The sequence below is a fragment of the Cupriavidus sp. 2TAF22 genome, from assembly GCF_052115045.1.
In the GTDB taxonomy this organism is placed as follows: Bacteria; Pseudomonadota; Gammaproteobacteria; order Burkholderiales; family Burkholderiaceae; genus Cupriavidus.
In genome coordinates, this window is the sequence record NZ_JBFRFX010000042.1 from 1 (window position 1) to 16,606 (window position 16,606).

16 protein-coding genes and 1 rRNA gene are annotated in these 16,606 nt (G+C 68.6%); 8 read left to right on the top strand and 9 right to left on the bottom strand.

From position 1 onward, the window contains the following. From rrf to AB4Z48_RS33010, 4 genes are all read left to right on the top strand, one after another. Positions 1-94 (top strand): 5S ribosomal RNA (gene rrf / locus AB4Z48_RS32995); the annotation flags it as partial. 175 nt (positions 95-269) lie between these two features. Continuing rightward, positions 270-572 carry a GIY-YIG nuclease family protein gene (locus AB4Z48_RS33000; protein ID WP_441621837.1) on the top strand — a complete coding sequence of 101 codons (303 nt, stop codon included), beginning with the start codon at positions 270-272 and terminating at the stop codon, positions 570-572. Between the two features lie 129 nt (positions 573-701). Further along, complete coding sequence (locus AB4Z48_RS33005) at positions 702-2,165, top strand: DegQ family serine endoprotease (protein WP_441621839.1); 1,464 nt, start codon at positions 702-704, stop codon at positions 2,163-2,165. Positions 2,166-2,449: 284 nt separating this feature from the next. Next, the gene (locus AB4Z48_RS33010) at positions 2,450-2,767 is read left to right on the top strand and encodes a hypothetical protein (protein WP_441621841.1); all 318 of its coding nucleotides are present in this window, start codon (positions 2,450-2,452) and stop codon (positions 2,765-2,767) included. A gap of 199 nt (positions 2,768-2,966) precedes the next feature. Here the strand turns inward: AB4Z48_RS33010 and AB4Z48_RS33015 are convergent, their stop codons facing one another. From AB4Z48_RS33015 to AB4Z48_RS33035, 5 genes are all read right to left on the bottom strand, one after another. Beyond that, complete coding sequence (locus tag AB4Z48_RS33015) at positions 2,967-4,541, bottom strand: MFS transporter (RefSeq protein ID WP_441621842.1); 1,575 nt, start codon at positions 4,539-4,541, stop codon at positions 2,967-2,969. Next, positions 4,538-5,026, bottom strand: coding sequence for a MarR family winged helix-turn-helix transcriptional regulator (locus tag AB4Z48_RS33020; RefSeq protein ID WP_441621844.1), 489 nt, complete (start codon positions 5,024-5,026; stop codon positions 4,538-4,540). The genes AB4Z48_RS33015 and AB4Z48_RS33020 overlap by 4 nt, the downstream gene beginning before the upstream one ends. 117 nt (positions 5,027-5,143) lie before the next feature. Then, positions 5,144-7,168: a transglutaminase TgpA family protein gene (locus AB4Z48_RS33025; protein ID WP_441621846.1), complete on the bottom strand. Its 2,025-nt coding sequence runs from the start codon at positions 7,166-7,168 to the stop codon at positions 5,144-5,146. Further along, complete coding sequence (locus AB4Z48_RS33030; protein WP_441621848.1) at positions 7,165-8,229, bottom strand: DUF58 domain-containing protein; 1,065 nt, start codon at positions 8,227-8,229, stop codon at positions 7,165-7,167. Before AB4Z48_RS33030 ends, AB4Z48_RS33025 begins: the two co-directional genes overlap by 4 nt. 6 nt (positions 8,230-8,235) lie before the next feature. Beyond that, positions 8,236-9,156, bottom strand: a complete 921-nt coding sequence (locus tag AB4Z48_RS33035) for an AAA family ATPase (RefSeq protein WP_441621850.1) — start codon at positions 9,154-9,156, stop codon at positions 8,236-8,238. A gap of 180 nt (positions 9,157-9,336) precedes the next feature. Here AB4Z48_RS33035 and AB4Z48_RS33040 point away from each other — a divergent pair, with 180 nt between their 5' ends. After that, entirely contained in the window at positions 9,337-10,185 is an 849-nt protein-coding gene (locus tag AB4Z48_RS33040; protein ID WP_441621852.1) for a phytanoyl-CoA dioxygenase family protein, read from the top strand. A 10-nt stretch (positions 10,186-10,195) separates the two neighbouring features. On the opposite strand, the gene AB4Z48_RS33045 is transcribed toward AB4Z48_RS33040, so the two are convergent. Then, complete coding sequence (locus AB4Z48_RS33045) at positions 10,196-11,041, bottom strand: IclR family transcriptional regulator (RefSeq protein WP_441621854.1); 846 nt, start codon at positions 11,039-11,041, stop codon at positions 10,196-10,198. Positions 11,042-11,194: 153 nt separating this feature from the next. Between AB4Z48_RS33045 and AB4Z48_RS33050 the strand changes: the two genes are divergently transcribed. After that, positions 11,195-12,118, top strand: a complete 924-nt coding sequence (locus AB4Z48_RS33050) for a LysR family transcriptional regulator (protein ID WP_441621856.1) — start codon at positions 11,195-11,197, stop codon at positions 12,116-12,118. Positions 12,119-12,254: 136 nt separating this feature from the next. Here the strand turns inward: AB4Z48_RS33050 and AB4Z48_RS33055 are convergent, their stop codons facing one another. Both AB4Z48_RS33055 and AB4Z48_RS33060 read right to left on the bottom strand, forming a co-directional pair. Next, positions 12,255-12,533 carry a hypothetical protein gene (locus AB4Z48_RS33055; RefSeq protein ID WP_441621858.1) on the bottom strand — a complete coding sequence of 93 codons (279 nt, stop codon included), beginning with the start codon at positions 12,531-12,533 and terminating at the stop codon, positions 12,255-12,257. Positions 12,534-12,806: 273 nt separating this feature from the next. Beyond that, a complete protein-coding gene (locus tag AB4Z48_RS33060; protein WP_441621860.1) occupies positions 12,807-13,376 on the bottom strand; it encodes a YggT family protein in 570 nt (189 codons plus the stop codon). Between the two features lie 201 nt (positions 13,377-13,577). Between AB4Z48_RS33060 and AB4Z48_RS33065 the strand changes: the two genes are divergently transcribed. Further along, positions 13,578-14,027 carry a MarR family winged helix-turn-helix transcriptional regulator gene (locus AB4Z48_RS33065; protein WP_441621862.1) on the top strand — a complete coding sequence of 150 codons (450 nt, stop codon included), beginning with the start codon at positions 13,578-13,580 and terminating at the stop codon, positions 14,025-14,027. Positions 14,028-14,159: 132 nt separating this feature from the next. After that, positions 14,160-14,846 (top strand): glycine zipper 2TM domain-containing protein, encoded by a 687-nt coding sequence (locus tag AB4Z48_RS33070; protein WP_441621864.1) that lies wholly within the window; start codon positions 14,160-14,162, stop codon positions 14,844-14,846. 13 nt (positions 14,847-14,859) lie between these two features. Here AB4Z48_RS33070 and AB4Z48_RS33075 read toward each other — a convergent pair whose 3' ends face one another. Then, positions 14,860-16,395, bottom strand: coding sequence for a fatty acyl-CoA synthetase (locus AB4Z48_RS33075; RefSeq protein WP_441621866.1), 1,536 nt, complete (start codon positions 16,393-16,395; stop codon positions 14,860-14,862). Positions 16,396-16,606 lie beyond the last annotated feature (211 nt).

Consider the following 16,606-nt stretch of genomic DNA (forward strand, 5'->3'; position numbering starts at 1 on the left):
GGAACCACCCCTTCCCATCCCGAACAGGACCGTGAAACGACTCCACGCCGATGATAGTGCGGATTACCCGTGTGAAAGTAGGTAATCGCCAGGCTCTCCCTTGAAACCCCTCAGTACGCAAGTACTGGGGGGTTTTGCTTTTGCGGCGCTGATTTATAGCGATCGATCCGCAGCGGCGGTCTTGCGATGGCCTGAATGCACGGTGTCTTTGCAGTCATCGTGCCAGCCGGCATAATTGCCCTGTTTCCATACATTTCTAACCCCCCCGGATGCCAGCCGAGAGCAACGTTTCATGGTTTCTCTACCTGCTCGAATGCGAAGGTAATACCATCTACACCGGCATCACGACCGATGTGGAGCGTCGTTTTGCCCAGCATCAGGCAGGAACCGGCGCCAAATACACGCGTTCGCGCAAGCCGATCCGGATCCTCGCCTGGCAGGAATTCGAAAACCGCTCGGAAGCCTCGAAGGCCGAGGCTGCCGCCAAGCGCCTGAATTCAGCGCAAAAGCGCGCATTATGCGCGATGTTGTCGGAAAATCACGATCCCGGGCAAATGACTGCGGCCAGCTAGTACGCCGCGGACTCCAGAGTTCCCACTTCCTTTCCTTCCCTTAAGTCTGGTTTAAGGATGGCCCCTTAGCATGGTCCTGTCGCGTCCCGACTCGAGGACGCCCAAGGTAACTCAGGAAAGGAAGACGCCATGATCCGCCAGACACTAGCCCGCTCTGCCATCGGTATTGCTGCCCTGGCTGCGCTTGCCGGGGGATATACCTATCTGCAGAAGGAAGTCATCACGCCGGGATATGCCGCACAGGCGCCCGCGACGGCATCGTCGCAGCCAGTGGCCGTGGCCACCCCGGCCGATTTTTCGGGCATCGTCGACCAGTACGGCCCTGCCGTGGTCAATATCAGCGTGACCGCGCGCGCGCAGCGCACCTCGGCGCAGGTGCCGCAGGGTATGGACCCCGACGACCCGCTGTTCCAGTTCTTCAAGCGCTTCGGTCCGCAGTTCCAGGGTCCGCAGAGCGGCCAGCAGCAGTTGGTGCGCGGCCTCGGCTCGGGCTTTATCATCAGCCCGGACGGCCTGATCATGACCAATGCCCATGTGGTGGACGGCGCCCAGGAGGTAACCGTCAAGCTGACGGACCGCCGCGAGTTCAAGGCCAAGGTGCTCGGCGCGGATGCGCAGACGGACGTTGCCGTGATCCGCATCGATGCGAAGAATCTCCCGACGGTGCGCCTGGGCGATCCTTCGCGCGTGCGCGTGGGCGAACCGGTCCTCGCCATCGGATCGCCTTACGGTTTCGAAAACACGGTGACCGCCGGCATCGTCAGCGCCAAGTCGCGCTCGCTCCCGGACGACACCTATGTGCCGTTCATCCAGACCGACGTTGCCGTCAATCCCGGCAATTCGGGCGGCCCGCTGTTCAACCAGCGCGGCGAGGTGATCGGCATCAACTCGCAGATCTACAGCCAGACCGGTGGCTACCAGGGACTCTCCTTTGCGATTCCGATCGACGTGGCCACCAAGGTGCAGGCGCAACTGGTCGCGCACGGCAAGGTCACGCGCGGCCGTCTTGGCATCGGCGTACAAGAGGTAAACCAGGCCCTGGCGCAATCGTTCGGCTTGCCGAAGCCCAGCGGCGCGCTGGTGAACTCGGTCGAGCCTGACAGCCCCGCGGCGAAGGCCGGCGTCAAGCCGGGCGACGTGATCGTGCAACTGGGAAGCGACGTGATCGATCATTCGGGCGACCTGCCCGAGCACGTCGCCGACCTCGCGCCGGGCACGCAGACTTCGCTCAAGGTGATCCGCAAAGGCGAGCCCGTGACCCTGACCGTCAAGATCGGCACGGCGAAGGATGCGGCTGTCGCCGACAAGAGTCCCGCCAACAATGCGGGTGGCAAGCTCGGCCTGGCGGTGCGTCCGCTGAGCCCCACGGAGAAGCGCGACAGCGGCATCGACGGCGGCCTGGTCGTGGAGGATGTCGCGGGCCCGGCGGCCAAGGTAGGCATCCAGCCCGGCGACGTCATACTGTCGATCAACGGCACGCCGATCAGTTCGGCGGATCAGTTGCGCGCGCTGGTGTCGAAGTCCGGCAAGCAGGTCGCCTTGCTGGTGCAGCGCGATGACGCCCGTATTTTCATCCCGCTCGACCTCGGTTGAGCGTCGTTGGAAGCGTGGTAAACCGCCGCTGAAAGCGCGGTGATAATCGAGTCGGAAAACGTGAGCGGGCCGGTAAACGCGTATACGTTTACGTATACGCGGACGTATACGCCAGGTATACGTCCGGCCCGCCAAGCCTTGCTGGAAGCCGAATTCCGGTGCAAATAGGGCTGTCAGAACGCGCTGTAACAGGTATTATCTCGACTGCGACGCAAGACACGCCGCGACGGCTGCAGGCCCTTGTTGCGAATTCGTCTTGCTGACTCGAAGACACAAGGAAGTCTATGCAGTTGGATTTCACCCGCGCGTCCGCGATCACGGGTACCGAAAGAGCGCGGCGCCTGCCGCAATCGACGCCCTCTCCGCGCCGCCGCAAGAAAGCTGAAGCCCCGCACTGGGAGCGTGGCTACCGTTCGCACTTCTACCGCAATGAGCGTGGCGAGAAGCTTGGCGAGGTACGCCTGTCAGATCGTGGCGAGCTGCCGGTCGTCTATCACTGGGCCGCCGGCAACTATTCCGGCGCGGAAGGCTCGCTCGTGCATGCGCGCATGCGTGTGGAAGAAACCATCGGCTTCGGCATGCGCCAGCTGCCGCTGTTCTAAGCGCAGGACTCCGATGTCGCCGGCGGCTTTGCCGGCAGATGCAGTGCCCGTATCGCGCAAGCGCGCCGCAGCGATCCAGCCCGGCCACACGCATTGCCCACGGCAAGCCGCCAAGCGGTGACGCCCGCCTCACCATCCCCGCGGCACGCACGCCGTATCCGAACCAGTCCCTGCCGCTCTCCGTTCAGTCGCGCTCCGTTCAGTCCAGGCGTCTCTGAGCCAGCATGAAGGCCGCAGCGGTCAACGCCAGCACCGCGATCAGCCGGTACAGGTCCTCGCATGCAATCAGCCGGGCCTGTGTGTCGACCAGGCTGGCGAGTTGCGCCATCGCGGCCTGGTGCGCACTGCCGGCATCGAAGCCGCGCGCGCTCCAGCCCGCCTGCACCGCGTCCAGCCATTGCTGTGCCTGTGCGGTGTGCTGGCCAAGGGCGCCGGTCAGGCTGGTGTGCACGGCGAACTGCCGGTTCTGCAACAGTACAGCGCCCAGCGCGGAGGCAAACGAGGCGGCGATCTGGCGCAGCAGATTCTTGCTGCGATAACCATGCGCGAAGTCTTCCTCGGCCAGCGAGCGGAAGGTCAGGCCCGCGATGGGGATGATCACCATCACGCCAAACAGGCCCTTGCCGATCAGCCCGGCGATCAGCGCCTGCGTACCGGCGTCCGGCGGCATCGACGAAAACCACCATGCCGCGCCTGCCATCAGTAGCAGCCCGCTCGCCATCAGCGGCTTCTTGTGCGGCAGCTTTGGCGCCACCCGCAGATAAACCACGATGCCGGCCAGGCTGACCATGGCGGCAAAGCTGTTGAGCCAGCCGGTGGTGGCCAGCGGCATGCCCAGCGCCTGTTCCGCGTAGATCGGGAACACGTAGGCGCTCAGGTTGCTGATCAGATAGTAGGCGAAGTACATCCCCAGCCCGGTCAGGTAGACGGGGTTGCGCAGCGCGCGCACGCGCAGCACTGGCGCGCTGTGGTGCCATTGCTGCCAGAGGAACCAGCCGAACAGGCCGACCCCGACCGCGCCGATCGCCACCAGTCGCAGCGGGTGCGAAAAGACGTCGAAGCGGGCCTCGGTCAGGGCGGCCTGCAGCGACACTACCGCCGCGCCGAACAGCAGCAGCGGGCCAAGCGCGGGGCCCTGGTCGTCGTTGCCCGGCTCCGCATCGGGCAGCAGCAGCCACGCGCCCAGCGCCGCCAGCGCCGCGAAGGGCAGCGCGCCGTAGAACACGTCCTGCCACACGCCGCGCTCGATCAGTTCCGCCGCCAGTGCCGGCGCCACCGCGGAGGCCGAGAAGATGCCGAGCATGAAGATGCGCGCCGCGCGGGGCCGGTCGGCCGGCGCGAACATCACATTGACCAGGATGCGGCAGCTCGTAAACAGCGCGCCGCCACCGACGCCCTGGACGAAGCGCGCGCCCACCAGCTGCGGCAGCGAATGGCTGGTCGCCGCCGCCAGCGTGCCCGCCATGAAGATCAGCAGCGCGCCGGTGAGGTAGTAGCGGTAGCCGAAGCGCTGCGCCAGCCATTGCTGCTTGAGGATCATCAACATGCTGCCGACCGCGTAGGCGGCCTGGACCAGGGCGAAGCTGCGCGGGTCCGCGTCCACGCCGCCGACGATGTGGCTGGACGCAAACACGAACATGATGTTCTCGAGAAACTCGACCGAGGTGGCCAGCGCGAGCAGCAGCATGACCAGTGTCTGCCGCTGCCGGCGGCTGAGCAGGCGCAGCCAGCGCAGCCCGAGCCGAAGCGGGCGCAAGGCAGAGCCTGATCTCATGGCTCCAGCGCGAGCAGGTTCTTGTGCATGCGGTTCAGGGCCCGCGTGGTGGTGCCCAGGCCGCTGTCTCCCAGTGGCTGCCAGGCTTCGGCGTAAGCGGCGTGCACCGCCGGTGCGGCACGTTCGAGCAGGCGCAGGCCGGCCGCGGTGAGCACGAGCTCGGTGCTGCGGCGGTCCTGCGTGGAAGCATTGCGGCGTACCAGCCCGCGCGCTGCCAGGCTGTCCATCAGGCGTGTCATCTGGGTGCGGGTGGCGTCGAGCGTCAGCCCTAGCTCGGACGGCAGCGTCGGCTGGGCGTCATCGGTGGCGAGCATGCTGATCGCCAGGTATTGCTGGAGGTCCAGCTCGAACGGTGCAAGTGCCCGGTCGATATGGTCGCGCAGCAGGCGCGCCGTGCGCAGCAGCAGCCGCGAGGCCAGGATCAGGTCACGCGGTGCCTCGGGGTGGCTGGCACAAAAGCGTTCAATGCGGTCTTCGAACGACATGGAGGCGTAATGCTTCTGGTGATGCCGGCGCAAGCGGGTGCTGCACCGGCGAATTGATTTCGTATGAAATTATATCACTTGAAACAAGTAGCCGAGATGACGGGCGGCTCGGCAGCTTCATGCGCCCCGCGGGGTGCGGTGGAGTTGCCGCAGGGCCCGGCGCAGCGCGGCCAGCTCGGCCGTACGCAGCGCCGGCGCAAGTTGCCCGTAGCGCAGCCTGACATAGCGCTGGTTGAAATCGTGCACGGCGCGGGCGGCGGCCGGCCAGGCGAGCGCCGCGCGTTCGGCGAAATCCTGCGGCCCCTCGGAAGGCGAGCGTACGCACCCGTGGCGTGCCAGTTGCCGGCAGAAGCGCGCATAGAGCGCCTGTACCGGATCGGTCTCGCGGCGCCGGCGCATGAGCGGCACCAGCCCCAGCAGGCTGAGCGCGGCCAATCCACCGAGCAACGCCTGCGGCAGGTTGTCGCCGACGCCGATCCGGTGCATGAACCGGGCCTGCTGGCCGCGATCGTATTGCAGCACCCAGCGCTGCCAGGTGTAGACCATGCCATCCATGCCCCAGCGCAGGTTGCGCAGCCAGCCCGGGTCGCGTACCGCGCGCAGTGCCTCGATCTCGCTGGCGTCGAGCGCTGCGTCGATGCCGCGCTCGACGCGGCTTGGCGCCACCGCGCTGGTGGGATCGACGCGCACCCAGCCGCGTCCGGCCAGCCAGATCTCCGCCCATGCGTGCGCATCGGCCTGGCGCACGATGTAGTTGCCGCCGATCGGGTTGTACTCGCCGCCCAGGTAGCCCGTGACCACCCGCGCCGGCACGCCCGCCGCGCGCATCAGGAAGACGAAGCTGCTGGCATAGTGCTCGCAGAAGCCGCGGCGGGTGTCGAACAGGAAGCTGTCGATCTGTTCGCGCCCGAGCGGGGCGGGCGACAGCGTGTAGCCGAACGGCGCCGCCGCGAACAGCTGCAGCGCGGCCTGCGCGCGTTGCGCAGGCTCCGGATAGCGCTGCGCCCATTCGGCGGCAAGCGCGCGGCTGCGCGGGTTGCCGGGCGGCAGCGAGAGCGCCAGTTGCAGTGCCTGCGGATCGAGCGCTTGCGCTGCGCCCGGCGCCGAGCGCGCGCGATAGCGCAGGCGCCGGTCGACCGCGTCGCGGACGAAAAACTCGCCGTCGGCATTGATCGTGGCGCCGGCTTCGGCAGCGATGGCCTGGCCGCGGTCGAGCAGGAACAGCCACGGGTGCTGGCTGGGTTCGAGCGTGATGCTGTAGTCGATCACGCCGGTCGCCGCCGTGTTCGCGGCTGTGCCAGCCACGGTGTCCGTCGCGTCGGCAGCTGGCGGCAGCCCCGGCGCGGGCTGCGCGGCGCGTTGCCTGCCCGGCGCCGGGCGCCAGGTCTGGCCGTCGAACTGCCAAAACACCAGCGCCCGCCAGTACAGGGCGCCGGCCGGCAGCGGGCCGCCTTGCACGTCGGCGCGCAGCGCCACTTCGGTCGACTGCGTCAGCTGGCTCACGCTGCCGGGGCTCATGGTGTCGCTGATGCCGGTGGCGGCTGTCGCCTCGGCCTGCGGCAAACGCCACAGCGGTCGGTCCAGGCGGGGAAACAGCACGAACAGCACCAGCGCCCACGGCAGCCCGATCAGCGTCAGCTGGCCTAGCAGCGGCCATACCGCGAGATAGCCGCGCGCCTCCGGATGGCCCAGGAACAGCCAGTTGCGCAGCAGCCAGGCAGCGATGGCGAGGCCATACAGCGCCAGCCAGAAAGGCTGGTCGAACAGGTACAGGCTCAGCAGCAGGTAGAAGCAGAGCTGCGTCACCAGCGTGGCGTCGGCCAGCACGCGGCACTCGAGCAGCTTGAGCACGACGAAGGCGCCGAGCAATGCCACCGAGAGATCGCGGCCTACGTTGCCGCCGGCCTGCCACGCCAGCGCCGCGGCCACCAGCAGCACCAGCCCGGCGGTCAGCCCGAGCATCAGGCGCGACGGCAGCGGCGCGCGCTGGCGCCAGAGCAGCCAGCGCCAGCCCATCAGCAAGACCAGCAGGACGCTGATGGTGACGGGCAGCCCGCGTGCCTGCGGCGCCAGCACCAGCGCCAGCTGCCCGAGCAACAGGCCGTGCTCTTCGTGGGCGAGCGCGCGCGGCGGCGCTTTCATCGCGGGCTTTCCGGCGCGGGCTGTCCCGGCTTGCCAGGCCACAGCGCCAGCGCCTCGAGGCAGGCGCGGCGATGCGGGCCACCGCGGCCGGGCGCGATCTCCACGCCGGGCAGCCGCAGGCCGATCTCCACTGCATCGCCCGCGGCCAGTACCCATGCGCACAGGCGCGACAGCCGTGCCTCGTTGCCCAGGGCGGGCGGCATCGAATGCCATTCGAGCCAGCAGGACGGCTGGCTGCCGGACTGCCCGGTGCGACTCAGCCAGCGCCCGGTGCGCGCGCTGTGCTTCCAGGCGATGCGGTGTAGCGGGTCGCCGCTACGGTAGCGCCGCAACTGGTCGGTACCGTCGTCCGACACCAGCGTGGACGCGCCATCCTCGTCCGCCTGCGTGGCGAACGGCAGCGGCGGTGCGCCGGCCTCTGGCAGCGGGTAGACCAGGGCGGCCAGCGGCAGGTCGGCGTAACTCCATACCCGGAAGAGGTTGAACGGAAAGCGGCTCGACAGCGTCACGCGCGGCAGCGCAAGCCAGCCGCGCCGGCTGGTGGGCAGCCGCAGCGTGAGCGTGCCCGCGGTGCCGCGCGCCAGGCTCAGGCTGGCCGGCGGCGCTCCGGCCTGCGCCGGCAGCGTGGCTTCGATGCCGATGCGCACCGGCGCATCGTCGCCGGCGACGCCCGCCACGCGCAGGCTGAACGCAGCGGACTCGCCGACGAAGACCGGCGCGGCGCTGGCGCCGGCCACGGTCATGTCGAGCAGGTTGCGGTAGGCCTGCCACATGCAAGCCATGCCGATGCCGCCCAGCAGGAAGGTGAGGGCGAAGCCGAGGCTGATGTTGTAGTTGAGCGAAGTCAGCAGCATGGCCAGCAGCAGCAATGCAAAGCCGAGGCCCGCGCGGCTGGGCAGGATATAGAGATGCTGGCGGTCGAGCGTCACCAGGCCTTGCCGGGGCGCGCGCCTGCGCCGCAGCCACGGCGCCGTGGCCCAGGGCCATGGCTTGCGGCCCGGCGCACGTGCCGGGGACGGCCGCGGCGGGCTATGCGGCGAGAGCGGCCGGCTGCGCGACATCGCGGCTCAGGGAATGGCAACGTCGGCCAGCAGCCGCGCGATGGTCTCCTGTCCCGCGCCGGCGCCGCTCGCGGGCAGCAGCCGGTGGCCGGCCACCGGCTCGAACACCGCCTGCACGTCTTCCGGCAACACCATGTCGCGCTGGTGGAGCAGGGCCCAGGCCCGCGCGCAGGCCAGCAGCGCAAGGCCGGCGCGCGGCGACAGCCCGGCCGCAAAGCCAGGATGCGCGCGGGTGGCCTGCACCAGCGCCAGCGCATAGTCCACCAGGGCGGGGCCGGCATAGACCTGCGCCGCGGCCTGCTGCAGCGCCGCCACCTGGTCCGAATCCATCACGGGAGCGGCGGCCGCGGGCGCCGCGCCGCCGAGGTACAGCACACGCTCGAAGGCCGCATCGGGGTAGCCCAGCGACAGCCGCATGGTGAAGCGGTCGAGCTGCGACTCGGGCAGCGCGTGGGTGCCGATCTGGTCCAGCGGATTCTGCGTGGCGATGACGAAGAACGGCGAGGGCAGCGCGTGCGTGACGCCATCGTGCGTGACCTGGCCTTCGGCCATGGCTTCGAGCAAGGCGCTCTGCGTCTTGGGCGTGGCGCGGTTGATTTCGTCGGCGAGTACCACCTGCGCGAAGACCGGCCCGCGATGGAAGCGGAATTCCGCGCTGTCGCGCATATACACGGAGACGCCGATCAGGTCCGCCGGGAGCAGGTCGCTGGTGAACTGCACGCGCTGGAACTGCAGGCCGAGCGTGCGCGCCAGCGCATGGGCCAGCGTGGTCTTGCCCACGCCGGGCAGGTCCTCGAGCAGCAGGTGGCCGCGCGCCAGCATGCAGGCCAGCGCCAGGCGGAGTTGCCGGGGCTTGCCCAGGACGATGCGGCCAAGCTGGGCTTCCGCCTCGGAGAGCGAGGCGACGATGCGGGGGCGAGCGGTCACTGGAGGCCTGCGGGTCGGATCGAGGACCCGGCCATTGTAGCGGCGCGCGCGTACCGGGGAACAGTCTGTTTGCGCACGTAGCGAGGGCTACTGGCGGGCCGGCTTGCGCCAGATCACGCCGGATGGCGCGGCTTCTGGCATTATCGAAGCTGTCAGCCCTGCCAACCCACATCCGCTGCAATGAACTCCCCCCTCGCCGCATCCCCGGGCGCCGCTGCTTCGGCGGCAGCCCAGGCCTCCGCCATCGTTCCCGCTCCCGCCGAACTGGAAGCGCTGAACCGTGCCTTCCATGCCGATGGCTTTATCGTGCTGCGTGGCTTTGCGCCGCCCGAAGTCTGCGACCGCCTCGAGCAGGTCACGCGCGCGCAACTGGCCCAGGCGGCAGCGCCGGTGGAATACGAAGCCGAACTCGGTTATCCGGGCGCGCCGGCCAGCCGCGATGCGGCGGGCGGCGGCACCGTGCGCCGCCTGCGCCAGGCATATGGGCGCGACGAAGCCTTCCGCCAGTGGGCAAGCGACCCCGCGGTGACGCAGGTCGTGTCGACGCTGCTGGGCGAGCCGGTCTGCCTGACGCTGGCGCACCACAACTGCGTGATGACCAAGCATCCACACTATGGCAGCCAGACCGGCTGGCACCGCGATACGCGCTACTGGTCGTTCGCCAGTCCTGAACTGGTGACGGTGTGGCTGGCGCTGGGGCGCGAGGACGAGAGCAACGGCGTGCTGCGCGTGATTCCCGGCTCGCACACGGTGGCGCTGGAACCGGGGCAGCTCGACGCGGCGGAATTCCTGATCGAATCGCACCCGGCCAGCCAGGCTTTGCTGCGCGGCGTGCGGCCGCTGGCGCTGGCGCGCGGCGACGTGCTGTTCTTCGACAGCCGGTTGTTCCACAGCGCGGGCCGGAACAGTTCCGAGGCGGTCAAGCTGTCCGCGGCCTTCGCGTATTTCGGCGCCAGCAACCATCCGTTGCCGGGCACGCGCTCGGCCGAGTTCGGCAGCGTCGCGCTGCCCGCGGGCGAGGCGCGCTGAGCGCGCTCTCTCAGGTTCGCAGGCTGATCAGGCTCGAGATCTTCTCGGACGCCGCCAGCAGCGGCGGCAGGAAACTGGCGGCCATCTCGTCGGCGCTGGTGCGGTTGGCCTGGCCGCTGATATTGATGGCGGCGATGATCTGTCCCGCGCGGTTGCGGATGGGCGCCGCCAGCGACACCAGGCCCTCCTCGAGTTCCTGGTCGTTGAGCGCCCAGCCGCGCTCGCGGATGCCGGCGACGATGGTCTTGAGTGCCGCGGGATCGGTGACCGTGCGACTGGTGCGGGCGCGCAGGTCGGAGGCGCCCAGCACGCGCTCCAGCTCCGCGTCCGGCAGGCCGGCCAGCAGCACGCGGCCCATCGACGAGCAATAGGCCGGCAGGCGGCTGCCGATGGACAGGTTGATGGTCATGATCTTGCGTGCCGGCACGCGCAGCACGTAGACGATCTCGGTGCCATCGAGCACCGAGATCGAACAGCTCTCGTGCACCTCCTGCGAAAGCGCCTCCATGATCGGCTCGGCCAGGTTCCAGAACGGCATCGAGGTCAGGTAGGCGAAGCCGAGGTCCAGGATCTTGGGCGTCAGGCGGAACAGGCGCCCGTCGGCGCGCACATAGCCCAGCCCCACCAGCGTCAGCAGGATCCGGCGCGCGCCGGCGCGCGTCAGGCCGCTGGCCTGAGCGATCTCGCTCAGCGTCTGGGCCGGATGCTGGGCATCGAAGGCGCGGATGACCGAAAGGCCGCGTGCGAAGGACTGCACATAGGTATCGCTCGGTTTTTCCTGGGCCGGTGCTGCGGGGTCCGCGCCGGCGCCGGCGGCAGGGTTGGCTGGATTGTCTGGAGCGGCAGGGCTGGCCATCGGTCGGTTCGGCCGAACGCCGAATATGCACGGAAAGGCCGAAAGGGTAGAGGAAATGCGCGCCGCGCGCCAGTGTTGCCCTGCGCGGCCGCCGCGCGTGCCGCATAATGGCGCGCGTCTGGAAACATAGTTTGGAAAAGGAAGACCGGCCTGGTGAACGAGACAATCCAGTGGAACGATTGGGAAGCCTTCTGCTGCGTGGTCGAGCAAGGCACTTTCACGGCAGCGGCCGAGCAGCTCGACTGCCCGAAGTCCCGGGTCTCGGCGGCGGTGGCACGGCTGGAAGCCGCCATCGGAGCCAAGCTGCTGCAGCGTACCACCCGGCGCATGCGTCTGACCGACGCCGGCAGCGCCGTGTACCGCGATGTGGCGCCGCTGTTCGCGCGGCTGCGCGAGATCCGGCAGGAAACGCTGGCGCGCGAGGAGCGCGTGCAAGGCGTGCTGCGTATCGCCACGCCGTACGAGTTCGGTGCGCAGCGCCTGGGCGGCGTGATCTGTCATACGCTTGCCGCCCACCCGGCCCTCGATGTGAAGGTGGAAATCTGCCAGGGCATGGTCGATCCCATCCGTGACGGCTTCGATGTCGCCTTCGTCGCGGTCGATAACGACCTGCCCGACTCCGGCACGGTGGCGCGGCGCATCTATCACGTCGAACGTGGCTTGTTCGCGGCGCCGGCGCTGGCCGCCAGCCTGCCGCAGCAACTGCAACCGGAGGACCTGTCCAACCTGCCCACGCTGACCACGCCCGGGGACGGGATGTGGGAGTTCATGCGTGGCGAGGAACGCGTGTCCGTGCCGATCCGCCCGCGCATGCAGACTTCCAACGCGGAATTGCGTCTGCAAGGGGCGCTGGCCGGACTTGGCATCGCGCGGTTGTCAGAGGCTTATTGCGAGGCGGAGGTCGCGCAGGGGCGGCTGGTCAAGGTCATGCCGGACTTCCTGACGCCGCCGCTCCGGGTCTTTGCCCTGCTGCCGGACCGCAGGCTGCAGCCGCGCAAGGTACGCGTGTTCATGGAAGCCGTGGAGGCCATGATGGCGGCCTCCGACCTGCAGGGCCAGCTGCGCGAGGACGGCTGAGCTGCTGCGGCGCGCCCAAAACGAAACAGCCGCGCCCGGCCCGTGAGGGCTGGCGCGGCTGCATGACCGGCTGGCAGGCCGGCCTTGGCCTGCTGCTGTTGTCTCTTCCGTCCCGGGGGATACCGTTGTGCTGTGCTCAGGCGCCGTCGCTGAAGCTGCTGCGCGCATCGCTCACGCTGCGGGCACCGTCGGTGAACGCATCGCGCTGGCCGGTCAGCGCGCCATCGGTGAACGGGTCGCGCGGGCCTTGGCGTGCGCCGTCGGTGAAAGCGTCGATCTGGCGGCCGATGCTGCCGTCCAGGCGGGCCAGGTCCGAGACCGGCGTGCTGGCGTGCGCGGAAGCGGCGGCCAGCGACAGGCCAATGGCGCAGAGTAGGGTTGCGGCGAGGGTGCGGGGCTGTGCGAGGGTCTTCATGGAGCTTTTCTTCCTGGGCTTATCGTGATGCTTAGTGGCGTGCGCCACGTTGCCCGTAATGTATGCTGCCGGCTTCCCAGGAAAAAGCCCTAATCCTCGAAACACTGTCCAACGTCATGGACAATGGTAGTCCTGCATGCCGCTGGCGACGGGCCAGGCGAAGGCTCGCCGGCGCCCCGGCAGGCACCATGGCAGCCCCTCAGCGTCAATTCAAGTGTTCTGGGCTGCTCATGCGCCACTCGCGCCCCGCCAATGTGTCCTTCAGAGCCCGAATCAGAGCCCGAATCGCGCGCCGAACAGCCCCGCGCCCAGGCGGGCGATGATCATAAGGAGGATCTGCGCGATCACGAACAGCACCAGCGGCGAGATATCGAAGCCGCCCAGGCGCGGCACCACGCGGCGGATCGGGCGCAGCAGCGGTTCGGTCAGGTGGTTGATGGCAGGGGTGACCGGCGAATGCGGGTTCACCCACGACAGGATGGCCATCAGCAACGTGACCCACATCACCATGCTGATGCCCCATTTCAGCACGTTGAGCAGCGAGATGAACACCAGCAGCGGCAGCAGGGTGGACGGATCGGCGCCCGACAGCATGATTACCAGCAGCAGGAACACGATCGCGGTCAGCCATGCGCCCAGCAGCGTGGCCCAGTCGATGCCACCAAGGCCGGGGATGATCCGGCGCAACGGCCGCACCAGCCAGTCCGTGATCTGGAATACACCTTGCGAAACCGGGTTGCGGGTTGGCAGGCGCGTCCATTGCATCCAGACACGCAGCAACAGCGCCATGCCGAACAAGGTGAAGACGGTATCGAGCAGGAAGAGGGCGATTTCCGTGAACATCGGTTTCGGTTCCGTGGCAATGAAAGGTGTCGGCAGTCGGGAGTGTCTGCGGACGCACAGATTCTGCCATACCCGCACCGGTGCCGGTCGAAATGCGGGCGCATGCACGCTGGCTTGCTGCCGCAGCCCCAAGGGACGGCCCCGGGCACAGCCCTATAATGAGCGTCGAGCCAAGATCACAGCGCAACGACGCTGCCCGCCATGACCCGTCAGCCTGCCGCCTCCAAACCGCTTGCCAAGCAGGATTTCGAGGCGCTTTCCGATTTCCGCTACCAGCTGCGGCGTTTCCTGCGTTTCTCGGAGGACGCGGCCCACAACGAAGGCCTGACCGTGCAGCAGTATCTGCTGATGCTGCATATCCGCGGCTGCGCCGACAAGGACTGGGCGTCGATCGGCGAGCTGGCCGAGCGCCTGCAGGCCAAGCAGCATGGCGTGGTGGCGCTGGTCAATCGCTGCGAGGCAGCGGGCCTGGTCAAGCGCAAGGCCAATTCGGACGACCGCCGCATCGTGGAAGTGCATCTGCTCGCCAAGGGCGAGCGCTTCCTGAACCGGCTGGCGATGCTGCATCGGAGCGAGCTGGAGTCGCTGCGCGGCACCTTCCGCGTGGCGCGCCTGACCCAGTTCAACGACGACGGCGCGGAGCGCGGCTGAACGGGCGCATCGCGGCGCCGCGCACGCGGCGTTACAGGCAGTTACCAATCACAAGCCTCGGTGACACCCGCGGCGCCCTGCCGGCCCTAGACTCGCGCGCATCACAACACGCGACTACCGCAGGAGCCACCGATGTCTTTCCCCTTTTCTCCCCTTCGTACCACCGTGCTGGGTTTGCTTGCCGCCGGTGCCCTGGCCGGCTGCGTGACCGCGCCATATGGAGGGTATGGCGCAGGCTATGGTGGCTACGGAGCCGGCAGCACGCAGGCCAGCGCAGGCTATCCGGTTGCCTATCCGCAGCAGGGTTACCCGCAAGCAGCCTATCCGCAATCGGGCTCCCAGCCTGGCTATCCGCAAGACAGCTATCCGCAGCAAGGCTACCCGCAGCAGAGCTACCCTCAGCAGGGCTACCCGCAGCAGCCGTATCCCCAGGCCGGCTACCCGCAGGCCAACCCTGCCGAGGGCGGCTATGACGCCTATGGCGTGCGTTACGGCCAGGTCGAATCGATCGAGATGGTGCAAGGGCAATCGCCGGGCGGCGGCGTCGCCGGCGCGCTGATTGGCGGGGTGGTCGGTGGCCTGCTAGGCCACCAGGTCGGCGGCGGGCGCGGCAACACGGTGGCGACCATCGGCGGCGCCGTCGCCGGCGCGGTGGCCGGAAACGAAGTCGAGAAGCATGCCAATACGGCGCCGCCGGCTTACCGCATCCGCGTGCGCACCACCGACAACGGCTATCTCACGCTGACCCAGTCGACGCCGTACAACCTGCGCAACGGCGACCGGGTCAAGGTGCAGAACGGCGTGGCGATGCCGTACTGACGGCGCGGCGGCATCAGGCGCCGAACAGGCTCGCGTAATCCTCGCGCAGCTGGCGCTTGAGCAGCTTGCCTGCCGTGTTGCGCGGCAGGTCCGCCACGAACACGATGCGCTTGGGCACCTTGAACGGCGCCAGCGCCGCGCGCGCATGGGCGAGCAGCGTTTCTTCGCCTGCGTGCGCGTCGCGCTTGAGCACCACGCAGGCGGCCACCGCCTCCACCCACTTCGGATGCGGCAGGGCGAACACGGCCACTTCCGCCACTGCCGCATGCTGGTACAGGCACTCCTCGACCTCGCGGCTCGAGACCAGCACGCCGCCGGAATTGATCACGTCCTTGATGCGGTCGACCACATAGAGATAGCCTTCCTCGTCCATATAGCCCAGGTCGCCGGAATGGAACCAGCCGCCACCGAACGCCTCGGCGGTCTGCTCCGGCTTGTCCCAGTATTCGGTCAGCAACTGCGGCGAGCGGTGCACGATCTCGCCAAGCTCGCCGGGGCGCGCATCGCGCATCGTCTCGTCGACGATGCGCGTTTCCACATTGAGCACCGGGCGACCCGCGGAGGCTGGCCGTTCGCGATGCTCTTCCGGCCCCAGCACGGTGGCCAGCGGCCCGATCTCGCTCTGCCCGTAGCAGTTGAACAGGCGCAGCGCGGGCAGGCGTTCGCGCAACTCCTGTAGCACCGGCAACGGCATGATCGACGCCCCGTAGTAGGCCTTGGTGAGGCTGCCAAGCTGGCGCGGATCGAACTCCGCGTGGCGCAGCAGCGAGATCCAGACCGTGGGCGGCGCGAAGAAGCTGGTGATGCCGGCCTCGCGCACCGTGCGCAGGCAGAAGCCCGGCTCGGGGGCCTGCGCCAGCAGGCAGGTGCCGCCCATCAGCAGCAGCGGCATCAGGAACACATGCATCTGCGCCGAGTGGTAGAGCGGCAGCGCCGCCAGCGAATAGTCTTCGGCCTTGATATCGCAGGTGGCGATGGCGCTCATGTACTCGGCCAGCAAGGCGCGATGCGTGAGCACCGCGCCCTTGGGCGCCGAGGTGGTGCCCGAGGTGTAGAGGATCTGCGCCGGCATGGCTTCGTCCAGCGTGGCGAGGATCGCGCCGGCGGCCCCATCGGCGGCGGCCAGCACATCGTGCGGGCCTCCGCCATACAGGCTGCCAGTCACGTTGCAGGGCAGGCCGTCCACCAGCGGCGCCAGCGCCGGATCGGCAAACAGCGCGCTGGCGCCGGACTGGCTGACGATGTACTCCACCTCGCCGCGCGTCATCGAGAAATTCACCGGTACATGGATCAGCCCGGCGCGCAGGCAGCCCAGCCACAGCAGCACATAGGCATCGGAATTCTTGCCGAACGCCGCCACGCGGTCGCCCGGACGCAGCCCCCAGCGCTGCAGCGCGGCCCCCACGCTGGCGCTGGCCGCTTCGAGCTCGCGATAGCTCCAGCTGCGTTCGCCGAAGCGCAGCGCGGTTTTGCCGGGGCTGCGCCGTACCGCGCGGGCAAGGGCATCGGGGATGGTGTTGCGCAGGACGCGCTGCTGCTCTGACTGCATGGTGGTCTCCGTCTTGTCGTTAGGGTCCAGCAAGTCTTGAGCCGCTGCCGCCCGGCTCGCGCCAGGGCGCGCGCAGCGCGCTGGCGGCAAGGTCGGCGGCGTCGGCGAACGTCGGCCAGCATACGGGCGGCAGGGATTCGGTGCAAGGCACACCGGGGAGGGGGTGGGCGCGGGCGGAGACGCCGTGCGAGAGGAGGGACGGCCCGCGCCG

Bases quoted from the DNA above. Each gene is read 5' to 3' on its own strand.
- AB4Z48_RS33020 (WP_441621844.1), bottom strand. From the start codon at position 5,026: ATGTCGTTCGAAGACCGCATTGAACGCTTTTGTGCCAGCCACCCCGAG.
- AB4Z48_RS33015 (WP_441621842.1), bottom strand. From the start codon at position 4,541: ATGAGATCAGGCTCTGCCTTGCGCCCGCTTCGGCTCGGGCTGCGCTGG.
- AB4Z48_RS33010 (WP_441621841.1), top strand. From the start codon at position 2,450: ATGCAGTTGGATTTCACCCGCGCGTCCGCGATCACGGGTACCGAAAGA.
- AB4Z48_RS33060 (WP_441621860.1), bottom strand. From the start codon at position 13,376: ATGTTCACGGAAATCGCCCTCTTCCTGCTCGATACCGTCTTCACCTTG.
- AB4Z48_RS33070 (WP_441621864.1), top strand. From the start codon at position 14,160: ATGTCTTTCCCCTTTTCTCCCCTTCGTACCACCGTGCTGGGTTTGCTT.
- AB4Z48_RS33025 (WP_441621846.1), bottom strand. From the start codon at position 7,168: ATGAAAGCGCCGCCGCGCGCGCTCGCCCACGAAGAGCACGGCCTGTTG.
- AB4Z48_RS33045 (WP_441621854.1), bottom strand. From the start codon at position 11,041: ATGGCCAGCCCTGCCGCTCCAGACAATCCAGCCAACCCTGCCGCCGGC.
- AB4Z48_RS33065 (WP_441621862.1), top strand. From the start codon at position 13,578: ATGACCCGTCAGCCTGCCGCCTCCAAACCGCTTGCCAAGCAGGATTTC.
- AB4Z48_RS33040 (WP_441621852.1), top strand. From the start codon at position 9,337: ATGAACTCCCCCCTCGCCGCATCCCCGGGCGCCGCTGCTTCGGCGGCA.
- AB4Z48_RS33005 (WP_441621839.1), top strand. From the start codon at position 702: ATGATCCGCCAGACACTAGCCCGCTCTGCCATCGGTATTGCTGCCCTG.
- AB4Z48_RS33075 (WP_441621866.1), bottom strand. From the start codon at position 16,395: ATGCAGTCAGAGCAGCAGCGCGTCCTGCGCAACACCATCCCCGATGCC.
- AB4Z48_RS33000 (WP_441621837.1), top strand. From the start codon at position 270: ATGCCAGCCGAGAGCAACGTTTCATGGTTTCTCTACCTGCTCGAATGC.
- AB4Z48_RS33055 (WP_441621858.1), bottom strand. From the start codon at position 12,533: ATGAAGACCCTCGCACAGCCCCGCACCCTCGCCGCAACCCTACTCTGC.
- AB4Z48_RS33030 (WP_441621848.1), bottom strand. From the start codon at position 8,229: ATGTCGCGCAGCCGGCCGCTCTCGCCGCATAGCCCGCCGCGGCCGTCC.